The following is a 20762-nucleotide window of genomic DNA, read 5'->3' as shown; positions in this document are numbered from 1 at the left end:
CGGCGTCGCGTTCATCCAGCAGGGCCGGTGAGAACAGCCTGCTTGTTGGCGAAGTGGTGAAGCAGGCCGGCGCGGGGCAGCCCCGACCGTTGCGCGATCGCGCCCACCGTCGCGGCACGAAGCCCAGCGCCGGGTGCGGCAGCGCGATGCCGCACCCGGTCTGGCCGAGGAGCATGGTCCGTGCCGACCGGATGGCCATGCCTCGTGACGGTGCCGAACACGACAGGCAGCCGTGGCGCGGCTGGGCCCGCGTGGCGGCGCCGACCATCCGGCCGATCGCCCGGCGCGCCGCAGACACGGTCAACGTCGCGTGGTGCGCATCGCACGCGGGCCAGCAGGTCCGCGTGGTGCCGGACAACCGGTCCACGCGCCTCGGTCCGAGTGCTGATCGCCCGGATCCGCGACTATGTCACCGCGTGGAATGGCGGCCGGAGCGAACACACCGGACCGTCCAGGCGCTGAGGCGAGCGCGCACGTTCGGCGCTCGCGGCGCTCACCACTCCGCGAAGGCACCGTCCGGGTGGCGCCAGATCTCGTTGCGCCAGGAGTGCCCCCGTGCGGCGGCCTGCCGCACCGCCCGTTCGTCCACGTCGATTCCCAGTCCCGCGCCGGTGGGGCGGGGCAGGCAGCCGTCGGCGAAGGTGAACACCGAGGTGTCGACCAGGTAGCCCAGCAGCCCTGAATCGTCGTGGTAACCGATGCCCAGGCTCTGCTCCTGGATGAGGAAGTTGGGGGTGGCCACATCGACCTGGAGGCTGGCCGCGAGGGCGATCGGCCCGAGTGGGCAGTGCGGTGCGAGTGCGACGTCGTGTGCCTCGGCCAACGCGGCGATCCGGCGCACTTCCGAGATGCCGCCGGCGTGGGACAGGTCCGGTTGGGCCACCGCGATCCCCGTGCGCAGCACGTCACGGAAGTCCCACCGGGAGAACAGCCGCTCGCCGGTCGCGATCGGGATCGACGTGGCGTCCACGACCTGGCGCAGGTCGCGCGAGAACTCCGGCAACACGGGTTCCTCCACGAACAGCGGCAGGCTCGGCTCCAGCAACGGCAGGATCCGTCGGGCCGCAGCGCCGGAAAAGCGCCCGTGGCAGTCCACCACGATGTCCACCTCGGCGCCGACGGCTTCGCGCACCGCGCGGACCCGCTCCACCACCGCGTCGGTCTCGGCCGCCGAAGGGATGTGCGCGAGCCGGCCGGACGGGGTGAACTTCACCGCGGTGAACCCGGCGGCTGCCTTGTCCGCCGCTTCGGCGGCGAGCTGCTCTGCGGTGTCCCCGCCGAGCCACGCGTAGGTCCGCACGGAGTCGCGGACCGGACCCCCCAGCAGCTCGTAGACCGGCACACCCAGCGCCTTGCCCTTGATGTCCCACAACGCCTGGTCGATGCCGGCCACCGCGCTGGACAGCACCGGGCCACCTCGGTAGAAGCCTCCCTTGGTCAGGCCTGCCAGTGATCCTCGATGCGACCGGGGTCCGTACCCAGCAGGTACTCGAACAGCGTCTCGACGCAGGCCCGCACCGTTTCGGCACGACCTTCGACGATCGGCTCGCCCCAGCCGCTGATGCCTTCGTCGGTGTCCACGCGGAGAAACATCCAGCGCGGTTCGACGAGGAAGGTCTCGAATCCGGTGATCTTCACGACGCCTCCAGTCCGTGCACAGTGGTGGACCCTCTCCGGCTTCCGGCGACCGGAGTGGCGAGGAAGTGCCGCGTCGCGGATGTCCCCCGCCGCCCGCGGACTCCGGCGGGACCGTCGGCCATCCGGCGGGTCGCACACCGGGCTACGGGCGTGTGGCCGGACATCGCCTCGACCGTGCCCGCGAGACGTGCCGCACCGGTCACGCCCCCACCTCGAACAACGTCTCCTGCCGGATGTCGCTCTGCGACCGGCCCACGAGGATCCGGTACGAACCCGGAACCTTCCGCCAGCAGTGGCCGGGGGTGTCCCAGCTTTCGACGGCCCGCTGCGCGATGACGACCTCGGCGTGCACCGCCTCACCCGGTGCGGCGGTGGTGACGGCGAAGCCGGCCAGCCAGCTGTCCGGGCGCGCGCCGTCGGGCTCGGCGGGGGCCAGGTAGATCTGGACGACCTCACGGCCGGTTCGTGTTCCGGTGTTCCTGAGCCCGACACGGACTCGGGCCAAGTCATCCCCCGGATCGGGTGACACGGACAGCGCGTCGTAGGCCCACTCGGTGTAACCGAGGCCGTGGCCGAACCAGTACGCCGGTTCGGCTCCGGCGCGCTGCCACGCCCGGTACCCGACGAACACCCCCTCGTCGTAGGCGAGCTCACCGTCGACCGGCCGGACCGACAGGACGGGGACGTCCCGCTGCTGCTTCGGCCACGTGGTCGGCAATCGCCCGCCCGGCTCTGCGACGCCCAGGAGAACGTCGGCCAGTGCCGCACCGATCTCCTGCCCGCCGAACCAGCTGAGCAGAATCGCCGGGACCTCCTCGCGCCAGGGCATGGTCACGGGTGCGCCGGTGTTGACCACCACCACCGTGCGCGAGTTCGCCGCCGCCACCCGTGCGACAAGCTCGTCTTGCCTGCCGGGCAGGTCCAAAGAGGTCCGGTCGAAGCCTTCGGATTCGATCTCCTCGGTCGTACCGACCACGACGACGGCGACGTCCGCGCCGGCCGCGGCCACGACGGCCGCCCGGATGGTCTCCTCAGGAGTCTCCGACGGTTCCTCGTGATTGAGCGAGAACCCGAGGGAACCAGGCGCGAACGACGTGGCGCGCACCTGGACCAGCACCGGCTGTCCGGCCCTCAGCTCGACTTCGTGGCGGGTCTCGGGCGGGCGGAAGAACACCCCCGCGGGGTCACTGCCGCCCATCTCCTGCTCGCCCTCGTACCGCTGCGCGCCGTCGACACTGAACTCGAAGTGCCCCAGCCCGGCGATCCCGAACGTGTGTACCCCCGACGCCGTGGGCACGAAGTTCCCTCGGAGCTCCAGCGACGCCAGTGCTTCCAGCCCGACGCCGGGGGGCGGGTCACCGCGCCACCAGGCAGAAGCATCGGCCAGCGGTACCGAAGCCAGCACCCGGCCGTGCCGATCGCGGAAGATCGCCTCGAACCGACCCCGCAGGGGCGCCAGGGTGGCCTGCAGCGCGACGCCCGGTGTGTACGTGAGCTCGACGTGCGGCGGCAGCGCGGCCCGCAGGCCCGCCAGCGGGGACACCACGCGCTCGGGGTGGACGGTGATGCTGCCGCCGCCGATCGTGCGGGGTTCGGCCGCCGCCGAGCCGATCAGGGCGATTCGGCCGACCCGGGCGGCGTCGATCGGCAGGACGTCGTTCTCGTTACGCACCAGCGTGATCGACCTCGTGGCGACTTCACGGGCGACGGCGCGGCCGTCGAGCCGCGGGGGCAGGTCCGCAGGCGGCACCGCCGGTTCGGCACCGGAGAGCGCCCCGACGCGCGCCGCCAGCCGCAGCACTCGCCCGGCCATCTCCTCGACGACGCCGGCCGGGACCCGCCCGTCGCGCACCGCCTCCAGGAGCGCGTCGCCGTAGACGGTGTCGGGTCCGGGCATGGCGATGTCGAGCCCGGCCAATGCGTTGGCGACGGTGTCACGGGCGGCGGTCCAGTCCGAGACGAGCACACCGTCGAACCCCCATTCCCGGCGCAGCACGGCGTTGAGCGCGGCGTGGGAAGTCATCGGGACCCCGTTGACCGTGTTGTACGCGGACATCACCGCCCACGGCCGGGCCCGGCGCACGATCGCCTCGAACGGAGCGAGGTAGATCTCCCGCAGAGCTCGCTCCCCGACGCGCACGTCGACCGTGAACCGGTCGGTCTCGGAGTCGTTGGCCACGAAGTGCTTCACCGTGGCGGCTACCCCGCCCTCCTGGACTCCGGACACGTACGCCACCCCGAGCTCGGCGGTCAGCAACGGATCTTCGGAGAAGAACTCGAAATGCCGGCCGCCCAGAGGAGAACGCTGGATGTTGACAGCGGGCGCGAGCAGCACGTGCACCCCCTTGCGCCGGGACTCCTGCGCCAGCAACCGACCCACGCGCCGTGCCAGTTCGGGATCCCAGGTCGAGGCAAGCGCTGTCGGACCGGGCAGCTGGATCGCGGGGACGTCCGCGGCCGACTCGTCGCCGCGAACCCCGGCGGGGCCGTCCGAGAGCACCATCCGCGCCAGGCCGATTTCAGGCCGTGCCGGGAGCGCCCAGAGCCCTTCTCCGGACAGGAGGCCGATCTTGGCTGCCAGGTCCAGCCCGGCCAGCAGGGCGTCGATCCTCGAGTGCTGAATCGAGGTCATCATGCCTCCAGGGAATGGACTGAACGGACGGTGGCGCGGGTCAGCTCCGTCGCAGATGCCGCGGGCAGATAGATCGGCGCGTCGCGCGGCGCGGGCAGGATGCGCAGCTCGAGTTCACCGGGTTCGGTGCGCAGCTCCCACGGAAGTCCGTTGTAGAACTGGTCGGCGATCATCCGGCCGTCGCGGTAGGCCCTCGCGACGTCACCGCTCCAGGCGATGCGCAGCAAGGGTCTTCCGGCGGGAGCGTCGATGCGGTAGACGGCCGCGGCGGTGAAATCCGTCGGTGCCCAACCGCGGTCGCCGCCCCGGTGCTCGGGCGGCGGGCCGGCTTCCCGCACACACTCGACCGGGATCGCCGCTCCGGCCGGTTCGGTGTGCTTTTCCGCCGCCAGCACCAGGATCCGGGAACCCGCGACGGTGAGCACGCAGTCCGGCCCGGGCGTGAACCCGGAAATCAGCCGGAGCGAGCCGCCTTGCTCGATCACGATCTCCGGCGAAACGCCGTCGACCGCGGCCAGCACGAGCGTGCCGTCCTCGAGCAAGCGCAACGGCTCGGCGGTCGCCCACGCCAGCCGGACCGAGCCGAGGTCGAGGTTGACCGGCCAGCAGAAGTACGCCCCCGTGGGGATCGTGATCTCCTCACTGGGCAGCGTGATCGTCCCGCCCGGCAGCTGAAGGGTGAACCTCACCCCGTGGTGTGAAGGCAGGGGTTCGTACGGCTGGTGGTTGTTGACGAACAGGAATCCGGCCTCGCCGTCGGTGCGCAGCGCCCAGCGAAGCGTATCCCGGTCGTGCACATCCGCCGGGCCGTCGTCCGGGAGCACGGTGACCATCGGCGCCAGCCGGTCGGCGAAGTCCCTGATGAACAGCGCCTGCTTGCGCAGCAACGCGTAGGACTCGCGGAGCTGGCCGTACTCCCCGATGGGTGCCTGGAAGTCGTAGGACAGCACGGGCAGATCGTTGGGGTAGCCGGTTTCGCGCGACTCCTGCATCGTGTGCAGCCGCCCGATGGGGTTGGTGCCACCGTGGAACACGTAATAGCCGTGCCAGTTCGATCCGCTGCCCAGTTTCGTGAGGCTCAACGCCGCCACATCGTCGGCCGACACGACCGGCCGCCGGTGGTAGGCGACGGCCATCCCACCACCGAGCTCGCAGGTCGCCATCGGATACCGGCTGGGGTCCACATCGGACGCCGGCGCCGCGACACGGCGCAGGTCCGCGCCGATGCTCTGGTCGTCGCGTTCGTGGGTGAAGAAGTAGTGCGTGCGGCACCCCTCGGGCCAGCCGGTCTCCGGCCCGTCCCAGAACGTCTCGGCGTAGCCGCCGTAGAGCGGCAGCACCTCGTCCTGGGGCAGCCTCGCCGCCCAGCCGGTCGCCGTCCACAGTGGAGCAGCCAAGCCGACGTCGCGCGCCAGCCGCTTGAGGGTGAGCAGGTGCTCCGGATCGTCGAGCAGCTCGTTCTCCAGCTGGATCGCGAGCACGGGCAACCCGGCCAGCTGCTCGGCGAGCGCCTGGTACCACCCGCGCACCCGGCTCAGGTAACCGGGATCGTCGGCCCGCACGGGCCCTGCGGCCAGTACCCAGTCGGGCAGGCCGCCGTTGCGGGTTTCGCCGTGCACCCACGGACCGATCCGCGCGATGAACTCCAGTCCCTCCCGCGCGCACAATCCGGCGAAGTACCGCAGATCGAGATTCCCGTCGAAGCGCCGGTCATGCTCGGTTTCCTCGTGGTGCAGCCAGATCACGTAGCTCGACACCGCCGTCAGCCCGGCGGAGGCGAGTTTCCGGAGTTCCGCCGCCCAGCCCTCGCGGGGATACCGGCTGTAGTGGAACTCCCCCGACACCGGGATCCAAGGCCGGCCGTCGCGGAGCAAGTATCGGCTGTTCACCTCGACCCGCTCGTCGCCCATGGCAAGGTGGCCGGAGCGGGGCGGTTCGGGATCGGTGGCCATCCGCAGGCTGTGCAGGGGCATCCGTCTGGGCTCCAATATGATTAACCGCATTAGCTGATGCGCTGTAACCTAAGTTGCCCTACGGTTCACGGTCAAGCCCCCACTCCGAAAGGCGGTTCGGATGACCGAGGTTCGGCTGGAAGGAGGCGCCTCGCTCACGCCGTACCCGGCCGGGGCGCCTGCCATCGTCGTCCTGCCCGGCGGCGCCTACGGCAAGGTCGCCGACCATGAAGGCACACCGGTCGCCCGCTGGCTCAACTCACTCGGCGTCAGCGCGTTCGTCCTTCGTTATCGGGTGGCCCCGCACCGCTACCCCGCGCCGTTGCTCGACGCGGCACGAGCCGTGCGCCACGTCCGCCACCACGCGGCTTCCTGGCCGGTCGATCCCGCACGGGTCGGTGTGCTCGGTTTCTCGGCCGGCGGGCACCTCGCCGGCCTGCTCGCCACGGAAACCGGGCCGATGCTCGCAGGGGACGTGCGGGACGCCGTGGACGAGCAGGACCCCCGGCCGGATCTCGCGGTCCTGTGTTACCCGGTCACCACGTTCATCTCCGACCGCGCCCACCAGGGCTCGATCGACAACCTGCTCGGCCCGGCGGCTGACGAGTCACTCCGCCGGAAGCTGTCGCTCCATCTGCGAGCCAGCCCGGCGACCCCGCCGACGTTCCTGTGGCACACCGCGGACGACGAGCTGGTGCCGGTGGCGAACTCACTCCTCTTGGCCGATGCGCTCACCGCCCACAGCGTGCCCACCGAACTGCACGTGTACCCGCGCGGGGAACACGGTCTCGGGCTCGCCGAGACGGATCCGATCGTCGGCGGCTGGACCGACGCGTGTGCCGCATTCCTGCGTGGCCAAGGATGGAGCTGACCGGCGGGCCGTGGGTTACCCGGGCGCGGCGCCCGGGTAACCCACGGTGAGAGCCGGGAGCACCGGCGCAGACGGCTCAGCCCACGAACCTGAGCGACCACGTTCCGGCCACCGCGCCGGCGCCCTCGTTCACCAGCGTGTATGACCCACCCCGGCCTTCGGCGAACTTCCATCGCTGTCCGGCCGAATCCGAAGCACCGTTCTGCACCAACCGGCCGCCGACGGACTCGAGCGCCTTGCCGCTGTTGAGGTTCGTGATCCGGAAGTACCCGTCGCCCGCCGCGACGAGCCGCCAGCGCTGGTTGATCGCACCGCCGTTGGCCGCCGTCTCGACGACCGCGGCACCGTCCGCCGTGGACTTGCCGGCGACGTCGAGGACGTTCCCGCTCTGCTGATCGGTGAGGACATACAGCGCACCGTCGAGCGGGACGGGCCACAATGACCAGTTCTGCAACGGCTGGTTCCGTACGACCGCGCCGGTGCCGAGGTTCGTCAGCGTTTGCCGGTCGGTCAGTTCCCACCGCTGCGCGAGCGAGTCCGGGTCGAACGGCGCGCGCACCACACCGTGTCCCTCCGAAGTCAGAGCCTCGCCTCCCGCGACGATCCGGTACGCGTTCATCGGCGCGGGATGGCCGATCGGAGTGACCGAGAGGTTGTCGAATTCCTCGGTCTGGTACCCACCCACTCCCAGCCCGACCTGCCCGGCGGGGTGGGTGCCGTCCACGACCTGCCCGACGGTCGTGCCGTCGATCGCCACAGTGATCTTCGGTCCGTCGAACGACAAAGCCAGGTGAGGCCGGCTGCCGAGACCGGGTGCCGCGACGGTGCCCGAGGCGAGCACGACCTTGCTGACCTGCGCCGTTTTCCTGATCAGTGACCAGGTCCCCGTGTCGGAAACCTCCAGGTAGTACCCGTCGAAGTAGTCCGGGTTGAACCAGCGCTGGGTGCCGATCCGGCCGAGCAGCTGGACCGAGCCCGGCTGCTCGAACCGCGCATCCACCGACACGGTGTAGTCGGTCCAGCCGATGTCGCCGGCGAGGGTGTACGGGGTTGTGATGTTGTTCCAGTTGACCGGCTTCGCGTCCGCCCGCTGGCGCAGGCACTGCCCCTGCCCACAGCTGACGGTCTCGAAGGCGCCCTGCTGCTGCGCGAACAACGGCGGTTCGGTGCCGAGCGGGTCGTGGTCGAAGTCGGCTGAGTACGGCATCGCGAGCGAGGCCCGTGCCGGGCTCACCGCCCTGCCGGCGCCCTGCCCGGACGTCGTCGTCAGCGAGTACACCCGCCCGGGCTGGAGCGTCACCGTGAAGGTGCCACCGGAGGGCCGCAGATCCGGCTCGCGCACGAAGTTCGCCGCCTTGAGATCACTCGACCACACGTGCACCGGCGCGGCTGCGGGCAGACCGCCGGTCACCCGGAAGGTGACCGTCTTCGGCGCCGTCGCGTCGAACGTCTCGGCCACCACGCTGTACGCGGTGTGGCCGGGCTCTTGGTAGGTGACGAACGAGCCGTTGGCCCGGTCACCACCGAAGTACCCGGACGCCGAATCGACGTACCGCCAGCCCGGCCGCGTGAACTGCGTGGTGTGGGCCATCGCCCACAACTGCTCACCGACGTCGAACGAGCCCGACCAGGGCTGGTCGGCGCGCATCAGCGCGGTGTCCCCGAACGGCAGGGTCGGATACGTGGCCGCGACGAGCGGCCAGTTGAGGTACGACGTCATTTTCGCGTCGAGGTAGCCGCGGTTGATCGCCCGCGCCACCGCGGCAGCCCCCGAGTTGTAGTCCTCGGAACCGTTTTCGCTCGCTGACAACGGTTTCCCGGTCGCGACGGCGTTCACGCTGCTCGCACACGTCGTCATCGCCGTCTTGTAGCCGCACGGGTAGTGCGCCCCGATGACGTCGACCGAGGCCGCGAACTCCGGGTCGGCGAGCATGTCGTCGGCCACCTGCCAGTCGGTGTCCGCCCCGACCACGAGGGTGGCATACCCGTGCGAGCGCAGCGCGGCGTGCAGCTTCTCGTAGAAGGCCTTGTCGTAGCCCTTCTCGTTCCAGCCACCGAGGTAGTCGATGGTCAGGCCGTGTGATCGCGCGCAGCCGAGCCAGTCGAGCAGGTAGCTGATCGTGGCGTCCGACCAGAACGACCCCACGAAGCCGGGCGCGCCCCACGCCAGCGCGCTGAGCTTGATGCCGGGATCACGCTTTTTGGCCTGCCCCATCAGCCACCACTCGTAACCGCGGCCGCAGTCGAGGTCACCGGCGGTGTGCTCGTGGCTCGACTCGGCCCCGGAGGTCGAGTTGGTGTCCCCGCCGATCTCCACCTTGAGGATCTGCAAGGACGCGCCGTAACCCGGTTTGAACAGGTAGTCGAGTACCTGACTTCGGTACGGCTCCGGGTAATCGATCAGGAGCCTGCTGTTGCCGCCTCCACCGCTGATCGCGCCTGCCCCGTCGAACGTGCGGCCGGGCGAGGCGCCGTCGATCGGGATGACCTGCGCCGACGCACCCGGGCTGAACCCGAGAGTCGCCGCGGCGAGTACCAGCACCAGTATCAACGCACGAATCCGCGACACGCCTCGTCCTCCTTAGCCGAGCTCCCGGAAAGTCAGTTCGAAGATCGTCGGTGCGACGATGAGCCGGTGCCGCTCGGCCACCCCGGGACCGCACGATGCGCTCCCGAGACCGGTGTGGCCGGCGTCGAGGTTGACGTGGATGACGTCGTCGGGCACCAGTTCGTAGGTGTGCCGGGCGGCCGCCAGCGCCTCACTCGTCCAGCGCCGGGCGGTCAGCTCGAACGTCGGCGCTCCCTTCACCCGCAGCCCGGCTCCATCGGCGTCCCGCAGCTCCGCCCACCGCACGTCCCGGCGGTTGCCGTTCTCCTGCGGGAAGACGTACGGGGTCTGCAGCTGGTCCACAGTCCGGGTGAACCGCCCGATCCGCACCGCCGCACACGAGTCCACATAGGATTCGCCGGGTCCGGACCCGTACCACTCGACGGTGTCCAGCAGCGCGGGCAAGGCCAGCCTGAGGCCGAGCCGCGGGAGCGGCACGGTCCAGTCGCCCTCGGGCTCGATCGCCAGCCGGAGTCGCACCGCCGCTCCGTCTTCGGTCCACCGCCACGTGGCGACGAGACCTTCGCGTTGCCCGGCCGCCGCGGAGCGGGTGCGCACAGTCAGCCCTCCCCCGCTCGCCTCGAGGCCGAGCACGCGGTGCTGTAGCCGGTCCAGCCCGGCCGCACGCCACCGATCGGCCAGCGGCTCCTCACTGCCGCGGTCGTTGTCCGTCGGCGCCCGCCACACATCGAGCCGCAGCCCGGCGACCGGCACGTCACCGATCCGCAGCAGGCTGCCGCGCACCGGGTCGAACGCCGCGCGACCCACCGTGAGCTCTCCGCCCCGGCGGACGGCCTCCTGCCCGGGCTCGGGCGCCACCGGCGGTTCCGGCTGCCGGACCGGGAGCTGTCCCCAGGCCACGACGTGCCCGGCCGGCGCCCACTCGGTGGCGTCGCTGAGCCTCGCGTTGACCGTCAGCCAGGTCTCGGCCAGCGTCGTGGGCACCTTGGGGACGGCCACGTCTACGGACTCGCCGGCCGCGACGCGCGGTACCGCCAGTGCGCCGCGGGCGACCTCCCGGCCTTCCTCCTCCAGCACCCAGTCGAAGCTCAGGTCGTCGAGGGCTGCGAAGTCCCGCCGGTTGGTCACCCGGATGCCACCGGCCACGGATTCGATCCGCACGGGTTCGATGACCTTGGCATACTCGATCAACCCCGGCGAAGGACTTCGGTCGGGGAAGACAAGCCCGTCGATCACGAAGTTGCCATCGTGCACCTCTTCGCCGAAGTCGCCCCCGTAGGCATAGAACTCCGTGCCGTCCGGAGTCCGCTGCCGGATGCCGTGATCGAGCCACTCCCACACGAATCCGCCCTGGCACCGCGGGTAGGTGTCGAACAGCCGCTCGTACTCGACCAGCCGGCCCGGGCCGTTGCCCATCGCGTGGGCGTATTCGCACAGGATGAACGGCATCTTCTTGGTGGCGCCGATCCGCGCCACTTCGTCCGGGGGCGGGTACATCCGGCTGTACACGTCGACGTAGCGGCCTTCGCGGTCACGCTCGTAGTGCAGCGGCCGGCTCGGGTCGCGCAGGCGGGTCCAGTCGGCCATCGCGCCGTGGTTGCGGCCGATCCCGCTTTCGTTCCCGAGTGACCACAAGACGATGGAGGGATGGTTCTTGTCCCGCTCGACCATGCGCCGCATCCGGTCGAGATACGCGTCGCGCCAGCGCGGATCGTCGCTCGGGTTCTCCGGCCAGTCGTCGACCTCGTACCCGTGGGTCTCCAGGTCGCACTCGTCCATCACCCACAGGCCGAGCTCGTCGCACAGGTCGAGCACCAGCGGGTCCGGCGGGTAGTGGCTCGTCCGAATGGCGTTGATGTTGTGGCGCTTCATCTCGGCCAGCTCGGCCCGCACCACCTCGGGTGGGACCACCCGGCCCAGGGTGGGGTGGAACTCGTGCCGGTTCACCCCACGGAACCGGATTCGCCTGCCGTTGACGGTGAGCACGCCGTCGCTGATCTCCACCGTCCGGAAGCCGATCCGCAGCGGGACCTGCTCACCCGTCGCGGACAGCGTGCCGTGGTACAGCCGCGGAGTTTCCGCGGTCCACCCCTCGATCGGGCCCACGTCGTGGGTCTCGTTCACCGCCGCGTCGGCCAGCCCCAGCTCCGGCACCGAGACCCGCGCGCCGGCGGTGGTGTCGATCCGCAGGCTGCCGTGGCCGGTGCGGTGGTCGTAGCCGGCGTGCACGAAGAAGTCGGGGATCCCGTGCTCGGGCCGGACCACCAGCCGCACGTCGCGGAAGATGCCCGAGAGCCACCACTGGTCCTGGTCCTCGAGGTAACTGCCCGCCGACCACTGGTGCACTCGCACCGCCAGCACATTGCGCTGACCCGGGCGCAGGACCGCGCTCACGTCGAACTCGACGGGCACGCGGCTGCCCTGGGTGTACCCGAGTTCGGTGCCGTTGAGCCAGACCCGTCCGCACGAGTCGATGCCGTCGAACCGCAGCACCACCGGTTTCCCGCGCCACGAGCCCGGCACGTCGAAGGACAACCGGTGATCCCCGGTCGGGTTCTCGTCCGGAACGTGCGGCGCTTCGACCGGGAACGGGTAGCGGAAGTTCGTGTAGGCGGGCTTGCCGTGACCGTGCGACTGCCAGGTCGAGGGGACGGGAAGCGCGGCCCAGCCGGAGTCGTCGAACCCGGGGTCCTCGAACCCCTCCGGTGCGTCGGCGACACTCGGTGCGAGGTGGAATCGCCAGGTGCCGTTCAGTGACAGCGACGGCGCGTCCGAGGCGAACGCGGCCCGGGCCGGGAGCCCACCGGCTCCCGGCCCGGGCCGTTCGTAGTACGTCACGACGACGCCGGCCCGAAGGTGCTGTCGACGTCGTGACCGGCGCCGACCCACGCGGAGATCGAATCGTACGGTTCGCCGCCGTACTGGAACGTCGCCGTCGGGGTGCCCGTGAACAGGTACGTGTTGTGGTTGACCTCGGGCCTTCCGGTGCCGGTCGTGGTGTCCACGTCGTCGAAATCGATCAGCAGCTCGTCGTTGCCCGGGTGGGTCACCGTGTTCGCGCTGAAGTAGTAGTTCTTCGAGTAGTCGACCGCCGCGCTGCGGGCGCGGAAGACCGGTCCCGGAGCGGTTCGCTTGATCACGTTGCCGGTTGCGCGGTAGTTCGAGATCGTGCTGCCGCTGGACGTCCACAGGAGGAGATCGCCCTCGTCCTCCGCTGCCGGGTTCTGCCCGTTGTCCGTGCAGTGGTTGTCCTCCACGATGACGTCCTTGGTCACCGAATTGACCTGGCCGAACGCCGCGATGCAGTAGGAGTCGTTGTCGTAGATGTGGTTGCCCCGGATCGTGCTCAGCTCGCTGTTGGCGTCCGCGTCGAGCCCACCGCCGTCGGAAGCGCCGCGCTTGTTGTTGAAAGCGTAGTTCTCCGTCGCGGTCACGTTGTAGGTATTGCTCCACCAGGCGCCTTCCCCGGCGAGGCCGCCCGGGGTCCCGTTGGCGTGCAGGTGGTTCCCCGTGAGGGTCACATCGCTGGCACCGGTGAGCCAGATCCCGGCGGCACTGTTGAGGTAGTCGTCACCGTCGGAGATGTTCACCTCGGACACTCCGTCCTTGGGAGCGAACCCGGTGATGCCCATCTGGCAGTCGGGGGTGTTGGCGCTCCCACCCGAATGGCCTTGGCTGTAGCCGATCTGGATACCGACGTTGTGCGTGTCGTGGGCGTCCACCCCGGTCAGTGAGACGCCGGCGATCTTCGTGTCGGCCGAACACGGCTCAATCACCACCGCGCCGGTACCGGACACCCACGCGCCGGAGGCCAAGCCGTTGCCGGAGACGTCGAGGTTGCTCAGGCTGAACCCCGTCAACGTGCCCGGCGCCGTGCCGGTGATCCACAAGGACCGGTAGTAGCCGCCGGTGAGCGTGAGGTTGTTGATCGTCCAGTTGCTCTGGTCGCGCAGCACGAGAGCCGCGACGTCACTCGTACTGGTGCCCCCTTGGATCACCGGCCTGCCGGAGCCTGGCTCGGCGTCGATGGTGATCGGAGCGGTCACGGTCCCCGAGCCCTTCGGGCTCAGCGTTCCGGAACACGCTTTGGTGCCGCCCTTGATCAGCAGCGTGTCACCCGGGCTGAACTGGAAGTTCGACGGTCCGCTGACCGAGTTCCACGGTTGATCGATCCCGTTGCCGTTCGTCGCCGCGCCGCAGTCGAGGTGGTAGACCTTGCCGGCCGCCTGCGCCGGGAGCGTGCCCACGCCGAGCCCGGTCAGCAGCAGTGCCGCCGCCGTCAGCACCCGCGCTCTCACCGCGCCTCCAGGCCGGCCGGCGAGAAGGTGCTGCGCAGGTCCTGCTTGCTCGCGTCCCGGTACTCCGCGACGCCCGGGTAGATGACCTTCGGGTCGCCGTAGACGAACGTGGCCTGCGGGTTGGCACCGGTGATCGTGTAGCTGTTGCGGTCGAGCACCGGTCCGGCCTGGAGCACGTCGACGAGTTTCGCGCCGTCGGCGTGGGTCACCTTGTTCTGTGTGAAGGAAACGGGCTGGTTCGGGTCGTAGAGCGAGTCGCTGTAGAACGCCGGCCCGGGGTTCTGGCGGATGATCGTGTTCTGGTACGCCTGGTAGTCGGCGATGGTGCTGGGCGTGCTCGTGCCCTTGCCCGCGGTCCAGGTGAAGATGTCACCCTCGTACTGGGCGTCGCCGTACGTCCCGTTGTTCACACAGGTGTTGTGCCGGATCACGGTGCCGGTGGTCAGCGAACCGGCGCCGCCGAAGGTCGCGACGCAGTAGGACTCGTTGTCGTGCGCGTAGTTGTACTGGATCAGGCTCTTCTCGTTGCGGGTGTCGGCGTCGAACCCGCCGCCGTCACCACCGCCCCACTTGTTGCCGTACGACTCGTTGTACTGGGCGAGGACGTTGTAGGAGTTACTCCACCAGAAGCCCTCCCCGTTCAGCCCGCCCTTGCCGTTCTTGCCCGAAGCCGGCGCGCCGCCATTGCCGTTGCGGTACAGCGTGCTGTGCTGCACGGTCAGGTTCGTCGTGCTGGTGGCCCAGATCCCGGAGGCTTCGTTGTCGCCCGACTCGCTGTGGTCGACGAGGATGTCCGACACGCCGTCCTTGGCCGGGAACACCGTCGGCGGAAGGCCGATCCCCAGGTGACAGTCCGGGGTGTTCTGACTGGCCGGATTGGTTCCGTAGGCAGCCTTCTCACTGTGCCCGAGCTGGATCCCGACGCTGTGGGTGTCGTGCGCGTAGACGTGGTCGAGGGTGACGCCGGAGAGCTTCGTGGTCGCGTTACAGGGCTCGATGACCACCCCGCCGACCGACGACAGCCAGCTGCCGTCCGCCCCGCCCGCGCGGAACCCGTTGTCGTGTACCTCCACATTGGACAGCCGGAACCCGTGGAACGTGGTGTCCGGCTGGTCTCCGACGATCCACAGGCTCCGCCAGTAGCCTCCGCGGATGTCCAGGTTGGCCAGAGTCCAATAGCTTTCGTTGCGGATCTCGACCGCGCTGGGCGTGGCCTTGGTGGTGCCGGCGTCGATGACCGGCTTCGCGCCGCTGCCGTACGCGTCGATCGTGATCGGCGCCCTGGCGGTACCGGAACCGGTCGGCGTGAGGGTGCCCTCGCACGTCGTCCCGCGCTTGAGCAGCAGCCTTTCCCCCGGCCCGAACCGGTGGGCGCTCGCCGCGTCGAGGCTGTTCCACGGGTGGGCGAGGTTGCCGTCACCCCCGGCGGGCGCGGAGCAGTCGAGGTAGTGGGCGCCGCCGGCGGCGCTCGCCGGCGGCGCGGCGAACGCGGCGCCCAGCGCCAGCGTGGACAGGGCAACAGCAACGGTTCGTCTCTTCATCGAGACATTCCCTTTCGGTGAGGAGCACTCAGCCCTTGACCGCGCCGATCAGCGCGCCCTTGGCGAAGTGCCGTTGCAGGAATGGATAAACGAGCAGGATGGGAACGAGGCTGATGACCAGCACCGCCATCTGCAGCGACTGCTGGGGTGGCACGGCGTCGGTCGGGACTCCGAGGTTGTCGGCGCCGAGCGGCGCCGCATCGATGACGTAGGTGCGCAGGATCAGTTGCAGCGGCCATTTCGACGCGTCGTTGAGGTAGAGCATCGCGGTGAAGAAACTGTTCCAGTACGACACCGCGTAGAACAGCCCGATCACGGCGATCACCGCCTTCGACAGCGGCACCACGATCCGCACCAGGATCCGGAACTCCCCCGCCCCGTCGATCCGCGCCGAATCGAGCACGTCCTTCGGCAGCTCCGCGAAGAACGACCGCATGACGATCACGTTGAACCCGTTGACGAGTACCGGCAGGATCACTGACCAGTACGAGTCGAGCAGTCCGAGCTCCTTGACGATGAGGTAACTCGGGATGATGCCCGGCGTGAACAGCAGGGTGAACAGCACGATCAGCAGCAGGGGCCGCGAGCCGAACGAGCCGGGCGTCGCCAGCGAGTAGGCGAGAAGAGTCGTGCACAGCAAGGACAACAGCGTGCCGACCACGGTCACCCCGATCGACACGAACAGCGCGTGGGTCACGACCCCGCCCGACAGGATCGCCCGGTAGGCGTCGAACGTCGGGTGCGTCGGCCAGACCACGTAACCGCCGGCGGCGGTGATCTGGGCGTTGTCCGCGAGCGAGGTGGACACCACCACGAGGAACGGGATGAGCACCACGGCACAGCAGATCAGCAGCAGCAGCCCCTTGCCCAGGCGCACCGGAACAGCGGGGCCGCGGCGAGCCGGCTTCTTCTTCGGCGCGTCGCGGCGGCCGGCCGCGCGCGTGATGACTCCGCTCGTCACCGGGAATACACCCCCTGCTCGCCGAAGAGATGGGCAATCTTGTTGGCGCCCAGCACCAGCGCCACCCCGACCAGGCCCTTGACCAGACCGACCGCGGCGGATACGCCCCAGTCGCCGTTGATCACACCGTTGTTGTAGACATAGGTGTCCAGCACCTCGGACGCATCGGTCCCGACCGCCGTCTGCTGCAGGATGATCTGCTCGAAGCCCACGGTGAGCGCGTCGCCGAGTTTGAGGATCAGCAGCAGGAAGATGACGCTCCGGATGCCGGGCAGCGTGACGTGCCACAGCTGGCGCATGCGGCTGGCCCCGTCGATCGCCGCCGCCTCGTACAGCGAGAGGTCGACCCGCGACAGCGCGGCCAGGAACAGGATCGTGCCCCAGCCGGTGTCCTTCCAGATCACCTGCGAGGTGATCAGCACCTTGAACAACCCGGGGTCGCCGATCACGTGGAACGAGTCGATCCCCTTGGTCTGCAGCCAGGAGTTGATGATCCCGGCGTTGCCGAGGATCTGCTGGAACAGCGCGACCACCACCACCCACGACATGAAGTGGGGCAGGTACAGCACGCTCTGCACAACTCGCTTGATCCGTTCGGACAAGAGCGAATTCAGCAGCAACGCCAGCGCGATCGGCACCGGGAACACGAAGATCACCTGCAGCAGTGCGATGATCAGGGTGTTCACCAGCGCGGTGATGAACGCGGAGTCGCCGCCGAACACGGCCGCGAAGTTCTGCAGGCCGACCCAGGGCGAGTCGGCGATGCCCAGGTAGGGCTGATAGTCCTTGAACGCGATGATGTTGCCGAGCAGCGGCACGTACTGGAACAGCAACACCGCCGCGATCCCGGGCAGGGCGAGCAGTAGCAGGAACTTGTCCCGCCGCAGCCGCTCCCACCTGCTCGCCCTCCTGCGGGGGGCCGGTGGCGGAGCCTCCGCGCGTTCATCGGTTGATGGTGCGGCCTCGATCGCCACCGCACCCGCTCGTGCCACCCGCGCGTCCATCAGGCCTTCCCGGCGGCTTCCGCGAATTCCTGCGCGCTCTTGTCCCCGCCCTGCGAGCGCCACTGCGTCACCGCGTCGTCCCAAGCGGACAGTGGCTTGCGCCCGAAGAAGATGTCGCTCATGGCGTCTTCCATCAACTTCTTCAGCTGCGCGCCCTTGTTGTTGTCGGTGTCGGAGTACAGCCCGACGGCGTCGTTGGCCACCAGGTTCCGGGTGATCCGCACGTGCCAGTCGTGCTGCCGGGTCACGAGGTCCCGTGGGCCGGGGCCGAGGATGGTCGGCGCGTCGGTGATGTACTGGACGTCGATCTTCTCGGCCGTGCCCTGCGGGGTCGGCTGCGGGATCCCGTTCTGGAACGTGAAGTGCTTGCCCTCGATCCCGTACTTGCGAACCAGGTGCTCACGCGTGCCGATCGGTGCGGCGAGCCAGTTCAGCACACCGAGGACCTTGCGGGTCTTGTCGTCGCCAAGGCCCTTGCGGATCGCCGTGGTCGCCTGCGCTGCATCGCCGGCGAAGTGGGCGGCGTCGCCACCGCCGTTGTACTTCGGTTCCGCGACTCCGGCCAGCTTGTCCCCGATCTGACCGGTGAAGATGTCCCACGCGGCGTAGCCGTCGCTGTGCAGCGCCACCTGCCCGCTGGTGAAGTAGTCGCGGGTCTGGGTGAAGTTGGTGCGCGCGGTCGCCGCGTCGGGGTGGAACAGTCCCGCCTTGATCATGTCGGTGACCAGGCCGATGGCCTGCTTCGTGCGCTCGTCGGTGTAATCGCGGATGAACTTGCCGTTCTCGTTGCGCCAGACGTTCGGCGCGCCGAGCATCATCTGCAGGTGCAGCACCATGCGCAGGGGCGCGCTGAACGCCCACCGGTGTTGGGTCGGGTCGGTGACCGCCTTCATCACCTCGAGGAACTCCTGGTAACTCGCGGGCGAGGGGTTCGCACCCACCTCGCTCAGGATGTCCGACCGCGCGAAGAGCATGTTGCCGGCCTGCGCTCGTGGCTGCGGCACCGTGTAGATGCCACCGCCGGAGACGGTGTACTTCCACGAAGCGGTCTGCATGTTGGCCAGGAACGGGAACTGCTTCACCGCGTCGCCGGACAGGTACGGGGTGAGGTCCTCGAACACGCGGGACAGCAGCCGCGGTTTGTCGGGCACCGGGCTCGGGATGATCATGACGTCGGGCAGGTCGCTGCCGGCGATCGTGGTCTGGAACTTGGTCGGGTAGTCCGAGGCGGTGGTGAACTGGAAGTTCAGCGTGGCACCGACCTCGCGGTTGAGCTCCTGCCACCACGAGTTGCTGTTCATGCCGGGCGGGATCGGGTTGTACGTCGGGTACATGATCCGCACCTCGCCCAGCCCTTGCGCCGGCGGTGTGCTGAACGCGGGCTTCGGGTTGGCGGGATAGGTGAAGTACGCGTCCATCGCGCCCTGCGCGTTGCCGGGCAGGTCGGGCTTGACGGCGTTGACCGGGACGTAGGTGGGCAGTTTGACCTTCGCGCTGGCCGCCGCGGACGTGGTCGTGGATCCCGAGGAGCACGCGTCGAGCAGCGGCAGCGCGGCGAGTCCGAGTGCGGACGCGCCGCCGACCCTGAGGAGGGTGCGACGGGAGAGGTTGCGAGCCATTGGAACCTCCATGTCTGGATTACCTGCGGGTGGTGCGGATCTCCTCGGGCCAGGACAGTTCGAACCCCAGCTTCGCGATGAGCAGCTCCTGGAACTCCTCGAGCCGGGCGGGGTCGTTGCGGACCTTGCGGGGCCGGGATCCGGTGTTGAGGCAGTGCGCGGCGAGGGCGCCCGCTGCCTCACCAATGGTCCACTCCACCGGATGTAGCCGGTAGCAGCCGTTGGTGATGTGTGTTGTCCCGATGTTCTTGTTACCGGGCAACAGGTTTTCGACCCGCACCGGGATCAGTGCGCCGAGCGGGAGCTGGAAGGGGTAGTTCGAGACGTCGACGTATGTGCGCGGGCCCTCGGGTCCCCCGGTGCTCGGATGCAGGTCGATCCGGTAGGAACCGACACCGACGCTGTCGCCGTACACGTGCGAGCCCTCGGGAAGCCCGGCCGCTTCGCGGGCTTCGACCCCGACGTGCTCTTCGACGATGGTCAGCTCCGCCTTGATCCGCCGCGACTCCCGGATGTAGGGGCGCATGGCCAGGCCGTCGGTGGTGCCGAGCACGTCGCCGCGCAGCCGGAGCCCCCGGTAGCCGGTGCCGCCGTCGAGGCGCGGTGCTTCGGTCTGCATCCAGTACAGAAAGGACAGGCTCAGCTCGCGGGAGGAGCGCAGGTGCCGGTCGCGGGTCTCCTCGTCGACCCCGACGAGCGGACCGAGCCAGTAGTCGTTCTGCGGCCAGTTCACCAGCGAGACGTCGCTCGAATAGCGGCCAGGCTGGTGGTTGCCGATCGTGAACAGGCGGCGGTAGGTCCAGCGGTCCCGTGCCCTGATCCCGCGCGGCGATCCCGGATCCTCGAAAATCCCTTCGCGACGGGGCTTCAAGGTGACCGGGTACACGTCCTCCCAGGACAGCAGCGGCGCGGGCCAGAAGTCCGGCTGGTAGGCCCGCCAGAAGTCGTACCCGGCCGGCTTGTCGATCGTGAAGTCCTTATCGGGGTGGTAGTCGAGCGCGAAGCACCACGTGAACGCCTGCTGGTCGCCAGGTTGCGCGGGGCCGTCGACCGCGTGCAGCTCACCCGTGTCGGACCGGCTTTCCGCGCCGACGACGTGCTCGACACCGCCCAACTCGAGTACATCGCCCAGCTCGGTGGCATCGATCGTGTACGCCGCCGCGACCGTGACTCGGTCCCCGGAGCGCCGGTCCCGCAGGGTGACCGCGGTGACCTGGTCACCCTCGCACTCGGCCGCGACCGGTTCGTGTTCCATCAGGACGGTCAGCTGGTTGTCGGCCCGGAAGGGGGCGAGCAGCTCATCGATCGCGGCGACGGCCGCCCGCGGCTCGGCGCACAGCTCGCTCACCCCGCCATTGCCCGGGTTGAGCAGCAGGTCCACCCGAGCGCCTTCGTTGAGCGGATAGTTGCGCCGGTAGTAGTCGCGGATCCGGTTGCGCAGCTCGCGGTAGCTGCGGGTCGCACCGCCGTGCTCGATCCACGGGTGCTCGTCAGGCGGCACGGCCTGCGCCGTGAGCTGGCCACCCAGCCACGGTGCCTCCTCGGTGAGCACGACCCGCCTGCCGAGGCGGAGGACCGCGAGGGCCGCGCCGACCCCACCGAGGCCGCCACCGACGACCAGCACATCCGTTTCCCGCTCCATCGACAGGCCCTCCGAAACATGTGATTAACCGCATG

The 20762-nt window shown here is 69.4% G+C and carries 12 protein-coding genes and 1 pseudogene; 1 reads left to right on the top strand and 12 read right to left on the bottom strand.

Annotated elements, in window-relative coordinates; all coding sequences use genetic code 11:
* Positions 1 to 11: 11 nt before the first annotated feature.
* The 4 genes and pseudogenes from AB0K15_RS43875 to AB0K15_RS43860 form a co-directional block, all read right to left on the bottom strand.
* A complete protein-coding gene (locus AB0K15_RS43875; RefSeq protein ID WP_364065902.1) occupies positions 12 to 155 on the bottom strand; it encodes a TetR family transcriptional regulator in 144 nt (47 codons plus the stop codon).
* Positions 156 to 493: 338 nt separating this feature from the next.
* Positions 494 to 1638, bottom strand: a pseudogene (gene dgoD, locus AB0K15_RS43870) (galactonate dehydratase).
* 199 nt (positions 1639 to 1837) lie between these two features.
* On the bottom strand, positions 1838 to 4270 hold the full coding sequence (locus AB0K15_RS43865; protein WP_364065874.1) for a glycoside hydrolase family 3 C-terminal domain-containing protein: 2433 nt from the start codon (positions 4268 to 4270) through the stop codon (positions 1838 to 1840).
* Positions 4270 to 6243, bottom strand: a complete 1974-nt coding sequence (locus AB0K15_RS43860) for a beta-galactosidase (protein ID WP_364065871.1) — start codon at positions 6241 to 6243, stop codon at positions 4270 to 4272. Before AB0K15_RS43860 ends, AB0K15_RS43865 begins: the two co-directional genes overlap by 1 nt.
* A 100-nt stretch (positions 6244 to 6343) precedes the next feature.
* Here AB0K15_RS43860 and AB0K15_RS43855 point away from each other — a divergent pair, with 100 nt between their 5' ends.
* Complete coding sequence (locus tag AB0K15_RS43855) at positions 6344 to 7093, top strand: alpha/beta hydrolase (protein WP_364065868.1); 750 nt, start codon at positions 6344 to 6346, stop codon at positions 7091 to 7093.
* A 76-nt stretch (positions 7094 to 7169) separates the two neighbouring features.
* Here AB0K15_RS43855 and AB0K15_RS43850 read toward each other — a convergent pair whose 3' ends face one another.
* From AB0K15_RS43850 to AB0K15_RS43815, 8 genes are read right to left on the bottom strand one after another with little or no spacing between them, the layout of a single operon-like run.
* Positions 7170 to 9662 carry an RICIN domain-containing protein gene (locus tag AB0K15_RS43850; protein WP_364065865.1) on the bottom strand — a complete coding sequence of 831 codons (2493 nt, stop codon included), beginning with the start codon at positions 9660 to 9662 and terminating at the stop codon, positions 7170 to 7172.
* 12 nt (positions 9663 to 9674) lie between these two features.
* Positions 9675 to 12500 (bottom strand): glycoside hydrolase family 2 TIM barrel-domain containing protein, encoded by a 2826-nt coding sequence (locus AB0K15_RS43845; protein ID WP_364065862.1) that lies wholly within the window; start codon positions 12498 to 12500, stop codon positions 9675 to 9677.
* Positions 12497 to 13960: a right-handed parallel beta-helix repeat-containing protein gene (locus tag AB0K15_RS43840; RefSeq protein ID WP_364065859.1), complete on the bottom strand. Its 1464-nt coding sequence runs from the start codon at positions 13958 to 13960 to the stop codon at positions 12497 to 12499. Before AB0K15_RS43840 ends, AB0K15_RS43845 begins: the two co-directional genes overlap by 4 nt.
* Positions 13957 to 15501, bottom strand: a complete 1545-nt coding sequence (locus AB0K15_RS43835) for a right-handed parallel beta-helix repeat-containing protein (protein WP_364065856.1) — start codon at positions 15499 to 15501, stop codon at positions 13957 to 13959. Before AB0K15_RS43835 ends, AB0K15_RS43840 begins: the two co-directional genes overlap by 4 nt.
* A 28-nt stretch (positions 15502 to 15529) precedes the next feature.
* A complete protein-coding gene (locus AB0K15_RS43830) occupies positions 15530 to 16462 on the bottom strand; it encodes a carbohydrate ABC transporter permease (protein WP_364065853.1) in 933 nt (310 codons plus the stop codon).
* Complete coding sequence (locus AB0K15_RS43825) at positions 16459 to 17466, bottom strand: ABC transporter permease subunit (RefSeq protein WP_364065850.1); 1008 nt, start codon at positions 17464 to 17466, stop codon at positions 16459 to 16461. The genes AB0K15_RS43830 and AB0K15_RS43825 overlap by 4 nt, the downstream gene beginning before the upstream one ends.
* Positions 17466 to 19085, bottom strand: a complete 1620-nt coding sequence (locus AB0K15_RS43820; RefSeq protein WP_364065847.1) for an extracellular solute-binding protein — start codon at positions 19083 to 19085, stop codon at positions 17466 to 17468. The genes AB0K15_RS43825 and AB0K15_RS43820 overlap by 1 nt, the downstream gene beginning before the upstream one ends.
* A gap of 19 nt (positions 19086 to 19104) precedes the next feature.
* Positions 19105 to 20727: an FAD-dependent oxidoreductase gene (locus AB0K15_RS43815; RefSeq protein WP_364065844.1), complete on the bottom strand. Its 1623-nt coding sequence runs from the start codon at positions 20725 to 20727 to the stop codon at positions 19105 to 19107.
* Positions 20728 to 20762: the final 35 nt, after the last annotated feature.

The sequence above is a fragment of the Amycolatopsis sp. NPDC049253 genome, assembly GCF_040678995.1.
Classification (GTDB): Bacteria; Actinomycetota; Actinomycetes; order Mycobacteriales; family Pseudonocardiaceae; genus Amycolatopsis.
The sequence above is the reverse complement of the archived record's forward strand: the minus strand, read 5'-3'. Positions and strand labels throughout refer to the sequence as shown.

Bases quoted from the DNA above. Each gene is read 5' to 3' on its own strand.
- AB0K15_RS43865 (WP_364065874.1), bottom strand. From the start codon at position 4,270: ATGACCTCGATTCAGCACTCGAGGATCGACGCCCTGCTGGCCGGGCTG.
- AB0K15_RS43835 (WP_364065856.1), bottom strand. From the start codon at position 15,501: ATGAAGAGACGAACCGTTGCTGTTGCCCTGTCCACGCTGGCGCTGGGC.
- AB0K15_RS43855 (WP_364065868.1), top strand. From the start codon at position 6,344: ATGACCGAGGTTCGGCTGGAAGGAGGCGCCTCGCTCACGCCGTACCCG.
- AB0K15_RS43815 (WP_364065844.1), bottom strand. From the start codon at position 20,727: ATGGAGCGGGAAACGGATGTGCTGGTCGTCGGTGGCGGCCTCGGTGGG.
- AB0K15_RS43860 (WP_364065871.1), bottom strand. From the start codon at position 6,243: ATGCCCCTGCACAGCCTGCGGATGGCCACCGATCCCGAACCGCCCCGC.
- AB0K15_RS43825 (WP_364065850.1), bottom strand. From the start codon at position 17,466: ATGGACGCGCGGGTGGCACGAGCGGGTGCGGTGGCGATCGAGGCCGCA.
- AB0K15_RS43820 (WP_364065847.1), bottom strand. From the start codon at position 19,085: ATGGCTCGCAACCTCTCCCGTCGCACCCTCCTCAGGGTCGGCGGCGCG.